We start from the raw sequence: 16,607 nt of genomic DNA, 5'->3' as shown, positions 1-16,607 counted from the left end.
GCGTCGTTGCGCTCACCTTGCGTGGCACAGCCACGCGGCGGCGACCGCGCCTAGCCTGGCAGCCGATTACCGGCCTGTGCGAGGCTCCTTTCAGTGTGAACAGGCCCTAGTCCCAGAATAGAGGAGCGGATGGGGGGGCGGAATGCGGGAATGCCCTGCCGAGGCGTCCTGGACGACAAATGGATGACGCATCGGCCGGAAAATGGAACGAGATCCTTCTTTCAGATGCGTCCCTTCCAGGGAATCGCGAATTTCTCCAGGTAGCGCACCAGCAGGTCGAAGGCGAAGGCGAACACGCCGATGACGATGATGCCCATGATGACGGTATCGCTGGCCAGGAATTGCGCGGCGTTCAGCACCATGAAGCCCAGCCCGCGGTCGGCGGCCACCATTTCGGCGGCCACCAGCGTGGTCCAGCCCACCCCGATGCCGATGCGCATGCCGGTGAAGATCTCGGGCATGGCGGCTTTCAGGATCACGTGCCAGACGATCTGCATCCGCGTGCCGCCCATGGCGTAGGCGGCGTGGATCTGCTCGATGGACACCGACCGCACCCCGGCCCGCGCCGCAATGGCCATGGGCGCGAAGATGGCCAGGTAGATCAAGAGGATCTTGGGGAATTCGCCGATGCCGAACCAGATGATGATGAGCGGCAGGTAGGCCAGGGGCGGCAACGGGCGGTAGAACTCGATGGGCGGGTCGAAGATGCCGCGGGCGTAGCGATTCACGCCCATCAGGATGCCGACCGGAATGGCGGTGGCGCAGGCCAGGAAAAACGCCGAGAACACCCGCGTCAGGCTGGCCAGCGCGTGCTCGGCCAGGGTCGAGTTGGCCACGCCGTCGGTCATGGCGGACACGAACTTGCCGTACACCGCCTGCGGCGATGGCAGGAACAGCGGCTTGACCCAGCCCGCATTGGTGGCCAGGAACCACAGCGCCAGCAGCGCGATGCTGGTCAACAGGCTGATGTGGCCGCTGTAGCCGGCCCCCGGCGCGCCATAGACCTTGCCCGGCGTGGCCGGCTGATGCCCCGAAAAGCGGCTAGGCATGGACGGCCTGCGGGGCGGAGGCGGCAAGTTCGTCGCCGTAGATGATGCCAAGGACTTGTTCGCGCATGGCGATGAAGTCGGGACTTGATTTGATGCCGCGTCCACCGCGCGTCTCCAGGTAGCGCCGGTTGAAGTCCGGCTTGAAGGTGTGGGTGATGCGTCCCGGGCGCGGCGACATCACGATCAGCCGCGACCCCAGGAACAGCGCCTCTTCCACGCTATGGGTAATGAAGAAGAACATCTTGCCGGTCTGGCGCCAGATTTCCAGCAGCAGCTCCTGGATGGTCTCGCGGGTCAGCGCGTCCAGCGCCGCCATGGGCTCGTCCATCAGCAGCATGGCCGGGTCGCAGGTCAGCGCCCGGGCGATGCCCACGCGCTGCTGCATGCCGCCGGACAACTGGTAGATCATGTGGCGGTGAAAATCCGCAAGGCCCACCCGTTCCAGGTTGCGGCGGGCGCGGGCGCGGCGCGTCTCGCGGTCCACGCCTTGCAGCTTCAGGCCGAACTCGGTGTTTTCCAGCACGTTCAGCCAGGGCAGCAGGGCGTGCTTCTGGAACACCACGCCGCGGTCGGCGCCGGGGCCGGTGATGGGCCGCCCGCCCAGCGTGATCTCGCCGTCGGTGGGCGACAGGAATCCGGCCAGCAGGCTGAGCAGGGTGGTCTTGCCGCAACCGGACGCGCCCAGCGCCACGACGAATTCGCCGGGCTCGATGGTCAGGTTGACGTCTTGCAGGGCAATCACCGGTCCGCTGTCGTGCAGCCCGGGGTAGGTGACGCTGACATGATCCGCGCGCAGGGCTTGCGCGGCGGGTGGGGTGGCGTGGGACATACGGGCTCCCTGTTGATGGCGGCGCCCGCGGCGAGGCGGGTGCCGGGCCGCGGCTGGCGACGCCTGCGGCTATTTGACGGCCGCCTTGGCGTACTGGTCCGTGACGTGGCGGCTGTAGTCGTCCAGGGCACGGTCGATCTGCTTCTGGTCCTTCAGGAACTTGGCGCTGGCCGCGAAGGCGCGCGCGGCGCCGGCCTCCTTGCCGCCGCCCAGCCATGCATTGGACGCCTGTTCCTGCGCGGTGGGAAAGGTCAGCAGCTTCAAGGCCGAGGCCACGTCGTCGGGCTTGCCGCCGATGAGCTTGACGATGCTTTTCACCGGCGCCGAGTCGGCTGTCCAGGCGGCGCTGTTGGCGCGGTAGTCGGCGTACGACTTGGCCAGTACGGCGGTGAAGGCGGCCATGAACTTCGGGTTCCTGGCGGCCCAGGCGCGGTCCACCACCAGGCCGTCGAAGGTCGGCACGCTGGCGCGGCCGATGGCCTCGGAATCGGCGATGACCTTGCCGGTCTTTTCGATTTCGGTCAGGGCGGGCGGCCAGACGTAGGCGGCGTCGATGTCGCCGCGCTGCCAGGCGGCCACGATCTGCGGCGGTTGCATGTTCAGGATGCGCACGTCGCGCGGGCTGATCTTCCAGACCTGCTCCAGGCCCACCAGCAGGTGAAAGTGCGAGGTCGACACGAACGGCGTGGCGACGCGCTTGCCCTTCAGGTCGGCCGTGCTGTCGATGCCCGAGCCGTTGCGCGCCACCAGGGCTTCCGATTTGCCGATGTTGTCCAGGATCCAGAACAATTCCATGTCCACGCCGCGGGTGGCGGCGGACGTGATGCCGGTGGACCCCAGCACGCCCACCGGCACGTTGCCGGAGGCCAGCGCGGTGGAAATGTCGCCGCCCGAGGTGAACTGGCGCCAGTCGACCTGGTAGCCCGCGTCTTTCAGGGCCTTGTCGAAGCTGCCGTCGGCAATGGCGGCCAGGAACGGGCCGACGATCAATTGGTAACCCACGGTCAGGCGGGTCTGGGCATGGGCGGGCGCGCCCAGCAGCGCGGCGGCCAGGCCGGCAAGGAGACAACGGCGGATGAGGCGGTACATCGCGTTCATGATGATCTCCGATCGAGGATGGGCCGCGCCCCGACGCGACCGGCTTGTGCCGGTGCGGCCTGTGACGCCAGTTTGCCCGGATGGGATATGAACGCTAGGACCAGTTATTCCCTTCAATTGGAACCAAGGTGAGGGAATCCCCCATCTGGCGGACGACGCAATGCAAACGGGCGGCGGGACCTTCGTGGTCCGGCCGCCCGTTCGGGGGACGCCTTCTGGTTTAGCGGATCAGGCTGAGGAATTCCGCCCGGGTCGACGGGTTTTCGTGGAATTCGCCCAGCATCACCGAGGTGACCATGGACGAATTCTGCTTTTCGACGCCGCGCATCATCATGCACATGTGCTGGGCTTCGATCACCACGGCGACGCCGGCGGCGCCGGTGACCGACTGCACGGCCTCGGCCACCTGGCGGCTGAGGTTTTCCTGGATCTGCAGGCGGCGGGCATACATTTCGACGATGCGCGCCACCTTGGACAGGCCCAGTACGCGGCCGTTGGGCAGGTAGGCCACGTGGGCCTTGCCGATGAAGGGCAGCATGTGGTGTTCACAGAGCGAATACAGCTCGATGTTCTTGACCAGCACGATCTCGCGGGTGTCGGACGTGAACAGCGCGCCGTTGACGATTTCGTCCAGGTTCTGGCCGTAGCCGCGGCACAGGTGGCGCATGGCCTTGGCCGCGCGGGCCGGCGTGTCGGCCAGCCCTTCGCGGGACGGATCTTCCCCCAGCGCTTCGAGAATGGCGGTGTAGTGTGTTTCCAATGACATGGGGAGGACTCCTGGGGCTGCGCGCCACTGATGGCGATTAACACGCAAGTCTACCCCAGCGCGGGCCGGGGCCGCTCGCCTGAAAGGCGCCTGAAACTACACGCCGCGGTTCTCCACGGCGTACTTGACCAGTTCGGCCTGGCCGTCGATGCCCAGCTTGCGCTTGATGTTCAGCCGGTGGGTTTCCACGGTGCGCACCGACAGGCCCAGCGCCTGGGCGATCTGCTTGTTGGCATGGCCGCTGGCGATGTGGCGCAGCACGTCGCGTTCGCGCTGGGTCAGTAGCGTGGCCGGGATGCTGGCCTGCGACAGCCGCAGCGACACGGCCGCGCTGAAATAGGTGCGGCCGGTCATCACCGTGTCGATCGCGGCGATGATTTCCTGGGCTGGCTCGTCCTTGAGCAGGTAGCCCCGGGCGCCGGCCCGCACGGCCTGCACCATGTATTCGGCGTTGTCGTGCATCGACAGCACCAGCACCGCGATCTGCGGATAGCGCTCGTGCAGCTGCGCGGTCAGGTCCAGCCCGCCCACGCCGGGCATGTTCAGGTCCATCAGGGCCAGTTGCGGCAGGGTGCCGCCTTGGGGGTCTTCGGCCAGGCAGGCTTGCAGAAAGGCCAGTACGGCGGCGGCGTTGCCGGCTTCGCCTACCACCCGCAGGTGCGGCACGGTTTCCAGGCGCAGGCGCAGGCCGTCACGCACCAGCGGGTGGTCGTCGATCAGCAGCAGGCGGATGGCGTCGGGATGGTCGGTCATGCGGAAGGGGCCGGTTCGGGATGGGGGGCGGGCAGCGGCAACCAGGCCTGCAAGGTGGTGCCTTGGTCCGAGGTATGGAAACTGAGGCTGCCGGACAGCGCCGTCATGCGTTCGCGCATGTTGCGCAGGCCGATGCCGCGGCGCGGGTCGCGCTGCACGTCGGCGTAGTCGAAGCCGCGGCCGTCGTCGCTGATCGTCAGGCGCAGGTCGCGGGCGGAATAGGCCAGCGTCAGGTCGGCGCGCGACGCCCCGGCGTGGCGGATGACGTTGGTCAGCGCTTCCTGGGTGACGCGGAACAGGGCGGTGGCGTAGGCGTCGGGCAGCTTCACCGGCCGGCCCTGGGTGGCCAGGCGCACGGCCAGGGGCGTGGCGCCCGGCTGGCTGGCGCCGGCGAATTCACGGCCCAGGTGTTCCAGCGCGGCCGGCAGGCCCAGGTCGTCCAGCAGGGTGGGGCGCAGGTTGTGTGAAATGCGGCGCACCTCGCCCACCGCCGTGTTCAGGCGGTCCAGCGCGCCGCCCAGCGGCGTGTCGATGTGGGCCAGCGCCCGCGGCTCGGCGCCCAGGGCCTGCCGCAGGCGTTCGCGGGCGGCTTCCAGCGACAGCTTGATGCTGACCAGCACCTGGCTGATGCCGTCGTGCAGCTCGCGCGACAGGCGGGCGCGCTCGTCTTCCTGCGAGCGCACCAGTTGCTGGGCCATCAGCCGCAGCTTGGCGTCGGACTGGCGGTGGTCGCTGATATTGAGCGCCAGGCCGCAGGCCGCCACCAGCAGGATGGACACGGCCGCAATGCCCGCCACCCAGGCGAACATGTTGCGGATGTTGGCCTGCGCCGCGGCGTCGATGTGGGCCAGGGTCTGTTCCACGTCGTCCAGGTAGATGCCGGTGCCCAGCATCCAGCCCCAGCGTTCCAGCACCACCACGTAGCCGAGCTTTTCGACGGTCTGGTGGGTGGACGGCTTTTCCCACAGGTAATGCACGGCCTGGCCCTGCGCGCCGCCGCGCCGCGCCGCCGTCAGCAGGTTCTGGATCACCGCCTGGCCGCGCGTGTCGCGCAGGTTCCAGAGGTCTTGCCCCACCAGTTCGGGCTGGCGCGGGTGCATCAGGTTCTTGCCGTGCAGGTCATAGACGAAGAAATAACCGTCGTGGCCGAATTCCATCTGCGCCAGCAGCGCCAGGGCGCGCTCGCGGGCGGCCTCGCCGTCGCTGGCTTCCTGCAGCGGGGCGATGGCGCTGTAGGCCAGGCTGACGTAGTGGCGCAGTTCGCTTTCCTTGCTGCCCAGCCAGGCGCTTTCCACCACTTCCTTTTCGCGCTGGGCCAGTTGCAGGCCCTGCACGTAGACGGCCACGGCGATGGCCGCCAGCGCCACGAGCAGGGGCACGGCGGCCAGCAGCAGGATTTTCAGACGCAGCTTCATGAGGGGATTTGTATCAGCGACTAGCGCACGTGTTGCGATGCATCAATGGAAAAGGGCCCGATCCGACAAAGGTGGGCCGCCGCCGATTTTACGATTTCGGCACGAATTTGCTGCGGCGCATTCGGTAGTAACACGTAGGGCGCTTGCGTAGTTTCGCGCTTGTTGGGGGTGGGGCAAACCGAAATACTAACGCCCGCGTCGACCCGACGCCGAGCGGACCGCCGTGTCCGCCACCCCACAACAATGAGTCTGCCTTCCGCGAGACGAAAAAAGCGTTTCACGCCAAGAGCATGGCGGCAGGCACGAGGAGAACTTATGCATACCAGCAGTAAGGGACTGGGTCAGCACCTGGTCTGGCTGGCGGTTGCGGTGTTGGGCGCGTTTGCGCTTGGCACCGTGGCGCTGGCCAGAGGTGAGACCATCAATGCGCTATGGGTGGTCATTGCCGCCGTGTGCGTGTATCTGATCGCATACCGCTACTACAGCCGCTTCATCGCGAACAAGGTCTTCAAGCTGGACCCCACGCGCATGACGCCGGCCTGGAAGTACAACGACGGCCTGGACTACGTGCCCACCAACAAGCACGTGCTGTTCGGCCACCACTTTGCCGCCATCGCCGGCGCCGGCCCCCTGGTCGGCCCCGTGCTGGCCGCGCAGATGGGCTACCTGCCCGGCATGCTGTGGATCCTGGCCGGCGTGGTGTTTGCCGGCGCCGTGCAGGACTTCACCATCCTCTTCATCTCCACCCGCCGCGACGGCCGCTCGCTGGGTGACCTGGTCAAGTCCGAACTGGGCAAGATCCCGGGCGTGATCGCGCTGTTCGGCGCCTTCATGATCATGGTGATCATCCTGGCCGTGCTGGCGTTGATCGTGGTCAAGGCGCTGACGCATTCGCCGTGGGGCACCTTCACGGTGGCCGCCACCATCCCCATCGCGCTCTTCATGGGCGTGTACCTGCGCTACATCCGCCCGGGCAAGATCGGCGAGGTTTCCATCATCGGCTTCGTCGGCCTGATGGCGGCCATCACGTTCGGCCAGGACGTGGCGGCGCATCCGGTCATCGGCCCGATGTTCGACTTCGACGGCAAGGGCCTGACCTGGATCCTGATCATCTACGGCTTCATCGCCTCGGTGCTGCCGGTGTGGCTGCTGCTGGCCCCGCGCGACTACCTGTCGACCTTTCTGAAGATCGGCACCATCGTCGGCCTGGCCATCGGCATCGTGGTGGTGGCGCCCGAGCTGAAAATGCCGGCGCTGACGCAGTTCGTGGATGGTTCCGGCCCGGTGTGGTCGGGCAACCTGTTCCCGTTCCTGTTCATCACCATCGCCTGCGGCGCGGTGTCGGGCTTCCATGCCCTGATCTCGTCGGGCACCACGCCCAAGCTGATCGAAAACGAAACCCAGGCCCGCTACATCGGTTACGGCGGCATGCTGATGGAATCGTTCGTGGCCATCATGGCCCTGGTGGCCGCCTGCGTGATCGAGCCGGGCATCTACTACGCCATGAACAGCCCGGCCGCCGTCATCGGCACCACGCCCGACCAGGTCGCCCAGGTGGTGTCCAGCTGGGGCTTCGTGGTGACGCCGGCCGACCTGGTGCAGACCGCCAAGGACGTCGGTGAAAGCACCATCATCTCGCGCGCCGGCGGCGCGCCGACGCTGGCCGTGGGCATGGCCCACATCCTGCACCAGGCCATCGGCGGCCCGGGCATGATGGCGTTCTGGTATCACTTCGCCATCCTGTTCGAAGCGCTGTTCATCCTGACGGCCGTGGACGCCGGCACCCGCGCGGGCCGCTTCATGCTGCAAGACCTGCTGGGCACCTTTGCCCCGTCGCTCAAGCGCACCGAGTCCTTGCCCGCCAACCTGATCGCCACCGGCCTGTGCGTGGCGGCGTGGGGCTACTTCCTGTACCAGGGCGTGGTCGATCCGCTGGGCGGCATCAATACGCTGTGGCCGCTGTTCGGCATCGCCAACCAGATGCTGGCCGCCATTGCGCTGACGCTGGGCACCGTGGTGCTGTTCAAGATGAAGCGCGACCGCTACGCCTGGGTCACCGTGCTGCCCACGCTGTGGCTGCTGGCGTGCACCCTGACCGCCGGCTGGCAGAAGCTGTTCCATGCCGACCCGAAGGTCAGCTTCCTGGCGCACGCGGCCAAGTACAACGCCGCCATCGCCGAAGGCAAGGTGCTGGCCCCGGCCAAGTCGCTGTCGGAAATGTCGCGCGTGGTGCTCAACGACTACATCAACGCGGGGCTGTGCGGCATCTTCATCTTCGTGGTGGTCAGCATCGTGGTGTTCGGCGTGCGTTCGGTGCTGCGCGCCCGCCAGGAAAACAAGCCCACCGCCCGCGAAACGCCGTACGAAACCCTGCCGGCCGTCGCAGCCGGCGCGGACTGACCCCGGGAGCCGCCGCATGCTGTTTACCAATATGACCTCGGCGGCCGGCGCCGCCGGCCGCTACCTGGGCCAGACGCTCAGGCTGATGGTCGGCGTGCCCGACTACGAGACCTACGTCGAACACATGCGGCGCACCCATCCGGACCAGGAGCCGATGACGTACGAAGCGTTCTTCCGCGAGCGGCAGGACGCCCGTTACGGCGGCAAGAAACGGATCGGGTGCTGCTGACAGCACTGACAGTGCCGCGGACTGCGCGGCAGGTGGCGTGGCTCAGCGGGCGTACTTCTTCGCCCCGGCCACGCACACCACCGCTGCCAGCGTCACCAGCAGCATCGCCCAGCTGACGTTTTCGTGCAGCAGCAGCGCCGCCAGGCCCAGCCCCATGAAGGGCTGGAACAGCTGCAACTGGCCCACCGCCGCAATGCCGCCCTGTGCCAGGCCGCGGTACCAGAACACAAACCCGATCAGCATGCTGAACAGCGACACATAGGCCAGCCCGATCCAGCCGGCCACGGTGACGTGCGCGAACGTGGGCGGCATCGTGAACAGCGCCAGCGGCAGCATTACCGGCAGCGACAGCACCAGCGCCCAGCTGATCACCTGCCAGCCGCCCAGCGTGCGCGACAGCTTGGCGCCTTCCGCATAGCCCATGCCGCAGACCACGATGGCCGCCAACATCAGCAGGTCGCCCTTGAGCGACACGTCCAGCCCGCCGATCACCGCGTAGCCCACGACGAAGGCCGCGCCCGCCACCGAGAACATCCAGAAGGCCGGGCGAGGGCGCTCGCCGCCGCGCAGCACCGCGAACACCGCGGTGGATAGCGGCAACAGGCCCAGGAACACGATCGAATGCGCCGACGTGACGTGCTGCAACGCCAGCGCCGTCAGCAGCGGAAAGCCCAGCACCACGCCCAACGCCGTCAGCGCCAGCGCCGGCAGGTCCACGCGCCGCGGCCGCGGCTGGCGCAGCAGCAGCAACAGGGCCCAACCCAGCACGGTGGCAATGGTGGCGCGGGCGCAGGTGAGGAAGGTCGGGTCCAGCTCGGCCACGGCCACCCGCGTCGCGGGCAGCGAGCCGGCGAAGATCGCCACGCCGATGAAACCATTGATCCAGCCACTTGTTGCCTTGTCCATGAACCGCTCCGATGAATCCGTTACTTCAGCACCGCGGCCGGGTTTTCCCCAGAGACAGTCCAGTACAATTCAAAATAACTGTTATGCAATACAGTCCAGTACAAACGGAGGCGCTATGGCGCGAGGCGGCACGCGGATCGAAGCGGTGATGGCGCAGGTTCAGGCAAAGATCGCCTCGCGGGCCTGGTCGCCCGGCGCCCGGCTGCCGTCGGTGCGGGCGCAGGCTGCGGCCATGGGGGTGTCGGTGTCGACCGTGGTGGAAGCCTACGAGCGCCTGGCCGCCGAAGGCGCCATCACGTCGCGGCCGGGTTCGGGCTTTTACGTCGCCGGCCCGGTGGCACCCCTGGCGCTGGCCGAGATCGGCCCCAAGTTCGACCGCGAAGTCGATCCGCTCTGGGTCTCGCGCCAGTCGCTGGACACCGCGCCCGCCGCGTTGAAACCCGGCTGCGGCTGGCTGCCCAGTTCATGGATGTATGAAGCGGGCATCCGCCGCGCCTTGCGCGCCCTGGCCAAGGCCGACAGCGTGGCGCTGACCGAATACGCCACCCCGCTGGGCCATCCGGGCCTGCGCCAGGTGCTGTCGCGGCGCATGGCCGCCGCCGGCATCGAGGCCGCGCCCGACCAGATCATGCTGACCGAGTCCGGCACCCAGTCCATCGACCTGATCTGCCGGTTCTTGCTGGAACCCGGCGACACCGTGCTGGTCGACGACCCCTGCTATTTCAATTTCCACGCCTTGCTCAAGGCCCACCGGGCGCGTGTCGTCAGCGTGCCCTACACCCCGCACGGGCCCGACGTGGGGCGGTTCGAAGCGGCCGTGCGCGAGCATGCGCCGCGCCTGTACATCACCAATTCCGGCCTGCACAACCCCACCGGGGCCTCGCTATCGCCGCTGGTGGCCCACCGTCTGCTCAAGGTGGCCGACGGCGCCGGCCTGGTCATCGTCGAAGACGACATCTTCGCCGACTTCGAAAACAGCCCCGCGCCGCGCCTGGCCGCCTTTGACGGCCTGTCACGCGTGATCCAGATCGGCAGCTTTTCCAAGACCGTGTCCGCCTCGCTGCGCTGCGGCTACATCGCCACCAAGCCCGACTGGATCGACAGCCTGGCCGACCTGAAAATCGCCACCACGTTCGGCGGCGGCCGCCTGGCCGCGGACGTCGTGCACCGTACGCTGATCGACAGCGGCTACCGCAAACATATGGAATGGGTGCGCCAGCGCCTGGCCGAGGAAATGGAAGTCGTCGCGCGGCGTCTGCACGCGCTGGGCATCGAGCCCTGGAGCTACCCCAAGGCCGGCATGTTTCTCTGGAGCCGACTGCCCGCCGGCATCGACGCGCCGACGGTCGCGCGGGCCTGCCTGCGCGACGGCGTAGTGCTGGCGCCGGGCAATTCCTTCAGCCGCTCGCCCGAGGCGGGTGGGTTCCTGCGCTTCAACGTGGCGCAGTCCAACGACGATCACGTCTTCGGCAGCCTGGCGCGGGCGCTGGACGCGAGCCGGCGGTAGGGCAGTCAGCCGTGTCGCCGTGCGCCGTGCCGGGCAAGGTCAGCGCGGCCGCTTTCAGGCCGGCCGCGTCCGTTTTTCAGACAGCAGCACCAGCGGAATCGCGCAGGCCGCGCACAGCGCCATCACCAGGAAGCCGCCCGGCGCAAAACTGCGGTACAGCGCGCCGCCCAGCTGGATGCTGCCGAACATGAACACCCCGCCCGACAGCAGTGCGTACAGCGCGATCGCCGACGTCTTGCAGCCCGCCGGCACGCGCCGCGCGATGTACCACATGATGGCGGCATTATTGCCCGCCAGCGTGAAGCACTGCAGCAGTTGCAGCGCGCCGATCCACACCGGGTCCGTGGTGGCCGACAGCCCGGCCCAGCGGATCGCCGTCATCGCCGCCGACGCCAGGATCAGCCACTGCGCGCCCACCCGCGCCAGCACCTTGGGCGCCAGGAAGAAGAACAGCACCTCGCTGGTCACGCCCACCGCCCACAGCATCGAGATCAGCGCCGTCGACAGGCCTCGGTCGGTCCAGTACAGCGTCGAATACGAATACAGGAAGCCGTTGCTGGCCTGCACCAGCGACGCCGCGCCGATGCACAGCAGCAGCGGCCGGTCGCGCAGGATCTCGCGCATCGGCAGCCGCACCCGTTCGGCGGGCGCTTCGTCCGGGCTGGGCCGCGCGGCCTGCGGCAACAGCCGCACGCAGGCCAAGCAAGCCACGATCAGCAGGATCGACAGCCACATCACCCAATCCGCATTGAACGTCTTGATCAGGTAGCCGCCCGCCACGGTCACGATGGCAAAGCCCAGCGACCCGCAGGCGCGGATGAGGGTGTACGAATTGCCCTGGCCGCGGCCGCTGGCGATCGCCATGCGGTCCAGCAGCGGCAGCACCGCCGGAAACACCGCATTCAGCAGCAGTGTGATGGCGAACAGCCAGGCCGGCGCCTGGCTGAAGGGGTAGCAAATGAATAGCAGCAGCGATGCGCCCAGCGCCGCGGCGATCAGGCCGTGGGCGCGACCGCTCTGGTCGGCCACGTGCGCCACCACCGGCGTCGACAGGATCTTGGGCAGGAACGACGTGGCCACGATCAGGCCGATCAGCGCCGGGTCCAGCCCGCGGCTGGCGAACCACAAGGGCAAGAAAGGAATGCTGACGCCCTGCAAGCCGTAGTACAGGAAGTAGAACCCATGCAGGGCGATAGCGCCTTGCCGGGCGTCGGGGTTGCCGCGCATAGCGTTGTCGGGGTCGGGCCGGAATGAAGCGCGCTAGCATACTCCTTCCGGCGCAACGCCTACCAGGGCAGCGGCACGGCTTCGTCATTGGCGTGCTCGCCGTAATAGATCGACGGCAGGAAGCGCGACAAGAAGGTGAATTCCGTATAGCAGTGCCGCAGCAGGTTCAGCCCCAGCACATCCGGTACGTCCTGTTCGGGCTGCGCGCTGGACAGACCCAGGTAGAAGCGGCTGCGCAGCACGCAGCCAAACGGCGTGTCGCGGGCCAGGTGGATCATCTGGCCGTCCATCGGGTCGCCCTCGGCATCGAGTTCGATGGCATCGCCAAAGCCGATGCGCGCATAGACCGCCGCCGACACCTCGCCATTGGCGGTGGCCGCGCGCAGGCGCGCCGCATCCAGGCAATCTTCCGGCGCATGGAACTTCAGCTTCGCTGCCACCGGCGGCAGGTCCGCCAGCGATTCCACCGCATGAATCGACGCGCCCACGTAGTTGTCGCCGCGGCGCCAGTGTTCGTCCCACCCCCGATGTTCGACGTGGTCCTGCGGATGCCACCACTTGATGTGCTGCGTCGTCTGGAAGAACTTGAACCACCAGTCCAGCATGCGGCCCTTGCAGCCGTGCAGATCGGTGCGCGCCGCCACGATCAGGCCGCCGCCCGGCAGCCGGGTGATGCCGGTTTCCAGGCGCAGCGGGGCAGGGCTGAGCAACGTGTCCAGGTCGGCGGCGATGTACGCCGCGTCGGGGTGAGGGGTGGTCATGGCCGGTCTCTTCAAGGTTGGGAAAACCGAATTCTACAATAAGGAAACGTTAAACGTTTCCAAAATATCCGGACCGTGTAAGATCGCGGTTCATCCATAGGGCAGGCGGCCACGCCGTTCACCCTTGCAACAACCGTTTTGACCGATCACCAGGACTTGCGACCGCCCATGGCGACCCTAGCTTCTCCCCCTGCGCCCCGGCCGCGCGGCCGTCCCGCCCGGCCCGATGCCGAGCTGCACGCTGCCGCCTTGCAGGCCGCCACCTGGCTGCTGCTGAACGAAGGCTATGCCGCGGCCACGCTGGAAGCCGTGGCCAAGCGCGCCGGCATGGCCAAGAAAACCGTCTATCGCTTTGCCGCCAATCGCGAAGACCTGGTGGCGCAAGTGGTGCGCGGCTGGACCGACACCTTCGAACCCGTCATGGCGCAGGAAGTCGCGTCGGCCGCCGACGTGCTGCCCGCCTTGAGCCGCGTGCTGCAAGCGATTGCCGAGCGCGCGCTGTCGGCGGATGCCGTCGGCATGTTCCGCCTGTTGACCAGCGACTTTCCGGCGCGGCAGGCGTTGCTGGAGGTCTACCAGAAGAACGGCATCGAACGCGGCACGGCCATGCTGGCCGCCTGGTTCCAGAAGCTGGCCGCGCGCGGCCTGATCCGCATCAAGCAACCGATCGAGACCGCCGGCCTGCTGCTGGCCATGGTCATTGCCGAACCGCTGCGCCAGATGGCGCTGGGCCTCACGCCGCCGTTGCCAGCGGGGTCGGTCCAGGCGCGTATCGAGGCCGGCGTGGCGCTGTTCTCGGGGCAGGGAGGGGTGTTCGAGGTGAAGACGGGCTAGGCTTGCCGGTGTCGTTGTTCATCGCGAGCGGGTCTGCGACGGTCCGAAAAAACTAGTGCGGCCGTCATGTCGAAGCGGGCCTTGCATTCAGCTTGGCGCCAGCCTGGCGCGCCCATTTGGCAAAGCGGGCATACGGAATTACCCTGGGGTGTCGCGGTGCCATCGATCGGCGCCGCGCGCGAGTTTTCCGAATCATTTCCAGGAGCTGCGATTCATGGCCAAGAAACTGAATGAGAAGACCACCAAGGCGGCAAAGACGCTGCGCAAGCGCCCGCTGGCGACCCCGACCGACCTTGCCGCCGCCGCCACCCGCGACATCTCCGCGGTGCTGAACCAGGTGCTGGCCGACGTGTTCGCGCTGTACCTGAAAACCAAGAACTTCCATTGGCACGTCAGCGGACCGCACTTTCGCGATTACCACCTGCTGCTGGACGAGCAGGGTGACCAGCTCTTTGCCATGACCGACCCCATCGCCGAACGCATCCGCAAGATCGGCGGCACCACGCTGCGGTCCATCGGCCACATCTCGCGGTCGCAACGCATTTCCGACAACGACGCCGATTACGTCCAGCCGCTGGACATGCTGGCCGAGCTGCGCGAAGACAACAAGACCCTGGCCGCGTCCCTGCGCGAGGCGCACAACGTCACCGACGAACATCGCGACATCGCCAGTTCCAGCCTGATCGAGAACTGGATCGACGAGACCGAACGGCGCACCTGGTTCCTGTTCGAAGCCAGCCGCGAAGGGGATTCCACGGGGCATTGAGCCGCGTGGGCCTGGGCTGAGCGCAAGGCGGCCATTGCCACCCACGGCGCGCGCTTCCAGGCGGTGCTGACCATCGGCGCCGGGTCGGTGACGCCGATCCCGGCTCGCTCAGGCCAGCGCCAGCCCGCGCTGGGCGCCGGTGCGGTCGTCGTGCAATGCTTGCACGGCCAGCGCATCCGGATGCACGTTCAGCGTGTTGCCCACGCTGCCCAGGTACTGGCAAGCGGCATAGCCTTGCGCGGCCGTTTCGTAGCGCGCCACCCAGGCGTTGCGGGCGGCCTGCTTCTCGAACGGCACCGGCCAGACGCTCGGACGCGGCAGGTGCTCGTCGATGCCCACCCGCCAGGGCTTGGGGCTCAACCTTGCCCGAAAACAGTTCTGGTTGCGGCACATGCGCGCGTAGACCGGGTCGGCGCCCAACGCGTCGAACGCCTCGGTCACCTCGGCATCCGCTGGCGCAAACACGTCGTGCATGGCCAGGAGGCGCGCGCCTGATGGCGTGCGGTACACCCGCAGGTGCCAGTCGGGCCGTTGCTGGATGAACTGATCCACGCGTTCCCGCAGGCCCGTCAGCTGATCACTGTTGTCCTCGGTCAGGCGCAGCCCCTCGGCGCGTGCGCGCCAGAAGCCCAACGCCGTTACCAGCATGAGCGTGGCCAGGCCCGCCATCGCCGAGTGCGTGGCGTAGCCTACCGCGAAGGCCATCAGAAAGGCCGCGCCGATCACCGTCAGTCCGCGCGCGCTGCCGCGCCGGTCTTCGAAGTCGACGTCGACGAACATCACGTTGGGCGTATTCAGGCAGCGCGCCCCGTAGCCGTTGCGCGTGATGATGCTGTCGCCCTGGCGTTCGAGGATTTCCTCGCGAATCGGCATGCCGTCGGCGCCGTTATACGCCAGCTTGCGCTCGCGGCGTTGCAGCGGCTCGCCATTGACGATGCGCTCGAAAGCCTCGCGCGTGCGCTGGTCGGCATGCGCCTGTGCGGCCATCGCGCTGTCGTCGGACCAGCCGTAGCGGCGCACGGTGTATTGCTTGCCGGCCACCTGTTGCTGGATGCGGCCTTCGGCCCAGTATTCAGGAACGATCATGTGTCAGAAGCCTTTGCCCAGCGTGACCCACGCCAGCGCGAACAGCAGCAAGACGATGGCGATGGGCAGCCATTTGAAGCCGCTGCGCGGCACCCGACCGGGTTCGGCCATCGGGTCGCCCAGCCTGTTCGATGACAGGGGGACGTCGTCCTGGGCGGCGGGATTGAGTTGGGCGTCCACCAGCTTGAGGGCGTCGGCCAAGCCCAGGCCCGTGGCATCGCGCGTGAGGCGCACGGCTTCGACCTTGTGGCCGCGCGCCAGGGCGGCCAGGGCAGCGGCCGGTACGGCGGGCTTGTTGCCCTGCATGGCGCCGGCTTCGGTTGCGCTGCCGTTCGCGTCGCCGTTCGCGTCGCCGTGTGCGCTGCCGATGGCGCCTGCACCGCGCTCTTGCTCGTTGCGATTGGCGTACCGCTCAACCGCGTCCTTGGACGACTTGAGGTCCATGCCGGTCCGGTCACGCGTGATCTTGATGGCTTCGATCAGCTTGCCGCTTTCCAGCGCAGCGATGGCTTCGGGGGGAAGCTGGGTCATGAGTTTTCCTTGGGAATATCGCTACAGTCCGGCTCGGTTTGGGACAGCGCTCAGGGCTGTCCTCCCTGGCGTTGACCCGGGGTCGCGTGATGGCCTTGGCCCGCATGCCGCTCAATCGAGGCTATCGCCGCTTCCATTTTCAGCCGGGCCGCCGAATTGGCCGAATGCACGCGAATCGCCGGCGGCACCAGGCCATGCATGGCCACTTGCTCTTCCAGCCACAACAACACCGTATATCCCGTGCCATGCTCGTCGTCGCCCAGGTCGTGGTCGAGCGAAAGTTCCGTGACTTGACCGGTCTTGAGCAACGCGATGACCTCTTCAGGCCAGAATGTGCGCACCCAGCCTTCCGGCGTCACGCGCACATCGTCCAGAAATACCTTCATCCTTGTTCCTTGTTCGCGGCTGGCAGCGCGCACCGGCACCCGTGGCGGCAGGGCTGCCACGGGT

At 67.4% G+C, this 16,607-nt stretch carries 17 protein-coding genes; 5 read left to right on the top strand and 12 right to left on the bottom strand.

The window, feature by feature from the left end; all coding sequences use genetic code 11:
* Positions 1–221: 221 nt before the first annotated feature.
* The 6 genes from AC6LJ2_RS28760 to AC6LJ2_RS28735 all read right to left on the bottom strand — a co-directional run bounded on the left by AC6LJ2_RS28760 (position 222) and on the right by AC6LJ2_RS28735 (position 5,910).
* Complete coding sequence (locus AC6LJ2_RS28760) at positions 222–1,049, bottom strand: ABC transporter permease subunit (RefSeq protein WP_263912581.1); 828 nt, start codon at positions 1,047–1,049, stop codon at positions 222–224.
* Positions 1,042–1,878 carry a taurine ABC transporter ATP-binding protein gene (locus AC6LJ2_RS28755; protein ID WP_498152678.1) on the bottom strand — a complete coding sequence of 279 codons (837 nt, stop codon included), beginning with the start codon at positions 1,876–1,878 and terminating at the stop codon, positions 1,042–1,044. The genes AC6LJ2_RS28760 and AC6LJ2_RS28755 overlap by 8 nt, the downstream gene beginning before the upstream one ends.
* 69 nt (positions 1,879–1,947) lie before the next feature.
* Positions 1,948–2,976 carry a taurine ABC transporter substrate-binding protein gene (tauA, locus tag AC6LJ2_RS28750; protein ID WP_498152677.1) on the bottom strand — a complete coding sequence of 343 codons (1,029 nt, stop codon included), beginning with the start codon at positions 2,974–2,976 and terminating at the stop codon, positions 1,948–1,950.
* A 220-nt stretch (positions 2,977–3,196) separates the two neighbouring features.
* Positions 3,197–3,742 carry a GTP cyclohydrolase I FolE gene (gene folE, locus AC6LJ2_RS28745; RefSeq protein ID WP_025137675.1) on the bottom strand — a complete coding sequence of 182 codons (546 nt, stop codon included), beginning with the start codon at positions 3,740–3,742 and terminating at the stop codon, positions 3,197–3,199.
* A 96-nt stretch (positions 3,743–3,838) separates the two neighbouring features.
* Positions 3,839–4,495: a response regulator gene (locus AC6LJ2_RS28740; RefSeq protein WP_263912584.1), complete on the bottom strand. Its 657-nt coding sequence runs from the start codon at positions 4,493–4,495 to the stop codon at positions 3,839–3,841.
* Positions 4,492–5,910 (bottom strand): cache domain-containing protein, encoded by a 1,419-nt coding sequence (locus tag AC6LJ2_RS28735; protein WP_263912585.1) that lies wholly within the window; start codon positions 5,908–5,910, stop codon positions 4,492–4,494. Before AC6LJ2_RS28735 ends, AC6LJ2_RS28740 begins: the two co-directional genes overlap by 4 nt.
* Positions 5,911–6,225: 315 nt before the next feature.
* On the opposite strand from AC6LJ2_RS28735, the gene AC6LJ2_RS28730 reads away from it, so the two are divergent.
* Positions 6,226–8,310: a carbon starvation CstA family protein gene (locus tag AC6LJ2_RS28730; RefSeq protein ID WP_263912586.1), complete on the top strand. Its 2,085-nt coding sequence runs from the start codon at positions 6,226–6,228 to the stop codon at positions 8,308–8,310.
* A gap of 16 nt (positions 8,311–8,326) precedes the next feature.
* Positions 8,327–8,539 (top strand): YbdD/YjiX family protein, encoded by a 213-nt coding sequence (locus AC6LJ2_RS28725; RefSeq protein ID WP_115596962.1) that lies wholly within the window; start codon positions 8,327–8,329, stop codon positions 8,537–8,539.
* A gap of 42 nt (positions 8,540–8,581) precedes the next feature.
* Here AC6LJ2_RS28725 and AC6LJ2_RS28720 read toward each other — a convergent pair whose 3' ends face one another.
* A complete protein-coding gene (locus AC6LJ2_RS28720; protein ID WP_498152676.1) occupies positions 8,582–9,445 on the bottom strand; it encodes a DMT family transporter in 864 nt (287 codons plus the stop codon).
* A 115-nt stretch (positions 9,446–9,560) separates the two neighbouring features.
* Here AC6LJ2_RS28720 and AC6LJ2_RS28715 point away from each other — a divergent pair, with 115 nt between their 5' ends.
* Positions 9,561–10,952, top strand: coding sequence for an aminotransferase-like domain-containing protein (locus AC6LJ2_RS28715; protein WP_263912588.1), 1,392 nt, complete (start codon positions 9,561–9,563; stop codon positions 10,950–10,952).
* Between the two features lie 54 nt (positions 10,953–11,006).
* Here the strand turns inward: AC6LJ2_RS28715 and AC6LJ2_RS28710 are convergent, their stop codons facing one another.
* Positions 11,007–12,179, bottom strand: coding sequence for an MFS transporter (locus AC6LJ2_RS28710; protein WP_445658866.1), 1,173 nt, complete (start codon positions 12,177–12,179; stop codon positions 11,007–11,009).
* Between the two features lie 59 nt (positions 12,180–12,238).
* Positions 12,239–12,940: a DAPG hydrolase family protein gene (locus AC6LJ2_RS28705; protein ID WP_445658867.1), complete on the bottom strand. Its 702-nt coding sequence runs from the start codon at positions 12,938–12,940 to the stop codon at positions 12,239–12,241.
* Positions 12,941–13,108: 168 nt separating this feature from the next.
* Here AC6LJ2_RS28705 and AC6LJ2_RS28700 point away from each other — a divergent pair, with 168 nt between their 5' ends.
* Together AC6LJ2_RS28700 and AC6LJ2_RS28695 are read left to right on the top strand one after the other, a co-directional pair.
* Positions 13,109–13,774: a TetR/AcrR family transcriptional regulator C-terminal domain-containing protein gene (locus AC6LJ2_RS28700; RefSeq protein ID WP_263912591.1), complete on the top strand. Its 666-nt coding sequence runs from the start codon at positions 13,109–13,111 to the stop codon at positions 13,772–13,774.
* 214 nt (positions 13,775–13,988) lie between these two features.
* The gene (locus AC6LJ2_RS28695) at positions 13,989–14,540 is read left to right on the top strand and encodes a Dps family protein (RefSeq protein WP_263912592.1); all 552 of its coding nucleotides are present in this window, start codon (positions 13,989–13,991) and stop codon (positions 14,538–14,540) included.
* Positions 14,541–14,648: 108 nt separating this feature from the next.
* On the opposite strand, the gene AC6LJ2_RS28690 is transcribed toward AC6LJ2_RS28695, so the two are convergent.
* The 3 genes from AC6LJ2_RS28690 to AC6LJ2_RS28680 all read right to left on the bottom strand — a co-directional run.
* Positions 14,649–15,626 carry a hypothetical protein gene (locus AC6LJ2_RS28690; RefSeq protein WP_263912593.1) on the bottom strand — a complete coding sequence of 326 codons (978 nt, stop codon included), beginning with the start codon at positions 15,624–15,626 and terminating at the stop codon, positions 14,649–14,651.
* Between the two features lie 3 nt (positions 15,627–15,629).
* Positions 15,630–16,157, bottom strand: a complete 528-nt coding sequence (locus AC6LJ2_RS28685) for a hypothetical protein (protein WP_498152675.1) — start codon at positions 16,155–16,157, stop codon at positions 15,630–15,632.
* A gap of 50 nt (positions 16,158–16,207) precedes the next feature.
* The coding region (locus AC6LJ2_RS28680; protein ID WP_498152674.1) for a cyclic-phosphate processing receiver domain-containing protein at positions 16,208–16,607 on the bottom strand (400 nt) is incomplete at its 5' end.

This window comes from Achromobacter sp. 1014246743 (assembly GCF_059760725.1).
The sequence above is the reverse complement of the archived record's forward strand: the minus strand, read 5'-3'. Positions and strand labels throughout refer to the sequence as shown.

Coding starts and splice junctions, on each gene's coding strand:
- AC6LJ2_RS28760 (WP_263912581.1), bottom strand. CDS start 1,049: ATGCCTAGCCGCTTTTCGGGGCATCAGCCGGCCACGCCGGGCAAGGTC.
- AC6LJ2_RS28755 (WP_498152678.1), bottom strand. CDS start 1,878: ATGTCCCACGCCACCCCACCCGCCGCGCAAGCCCTGCGCGCGGATCAT.
- tauA (WP_498152677.1), bottom strand. CDS start 2,976: ATGAACGCGATGTACCGCCTCATCCGCCGTTGTCTCCTTGCCGGCCTG.
- folE (WP_025137675.1), bottom strand. CDS start 3,742: ATGTCATTGGAAACACACTACACCGCCATTCTCGAAGCGCTGGGGGAA.
- AC6LJ2_RS28740 (WP_263912584.1), bottom strand. CDS start 4,495: ATGACCGACCATCCCGACGCCATCCGCCTGCTGCTGATCGACGACCAC.
- AC6LJ2_RS28735 (WP_263912585.1), bottom strand. CDS start 5,910: ATGAAGCTGCGTCTGAAAATCCTGCTGCTGGCCGCCGTGCCCCTGCTC.
- AC6LJ2_RS28730 (WP_263912586.1), top strand. CDS start 6,226: ATGCATACCAGCAGTAAGGGACTGGGTCAGCACCTGGTCTGGCTGGCG.
- AC6LJ2_RS28725 (WP_115596962.1), top strand. CDS start 8,327: ATGCTGTTTACCAATATGACCTCGGCGGCCGGCGCCGCCGGCCGCTAC.
- AC6LJ2_RS28720 (WP_498152676.1), bottom strand. CDS start 9,445: ATGGACAAGGCAACAAGTGGCTGGATCAATGGTTTCATCGGCGTGGCG.
- AC6LJ2_RS28715 (WP_263912588.1), top strand. CDS start 9,561: ATGGCGCGAGGCGGCACGCGGATCGAAGCGGTGATGGCGCAGGTTCAG.
- AC6LJ2_RS28710 (WP_445658866.1), bottom strand. CDS start 12,179: ATGCGCGGCAACCCCGACGCCCGGCAAGGCGCTATCGCCCTGCATGGG.
- AC6LJ2_RS28705 (WP_445658867.1), bottom strand. CDS start 12,940: ATGACCACCCCTCACCCCGACGCGGCGTACATCGCCGCCGACCTGGAC.
- AC6LJ2_RS28700 (WP_263912591.1), top strand. CDS start 13,109: ATGGCGACCCTAGCTTCTCCCCCTGCGCCCCGGCCGCGCGGCCGTCCC.
- AC6LJ2_RS28695 (WP_263912592.1), top strand. CDS start 13,989: ATGGCCAAGAAACTGAATGAGAAGACCACCAAGGCGGCAAAGACGCTG.
- AC6LJ2_RS28690 (WP_263912593.1), bottom strand. CDS start 15,626: ATGATCGTTCCTGAATACTGGGCCGAAGGCCGCATCCAGCAACAGGTG.
- AC6LJ2_RS28685 (WP_498152675.1), bottom strand. CDS start 16,157: ATGACCCAGCTTCCCCCCGAAGCCATCGCTGCGCTGGAAAGCGGCAAG.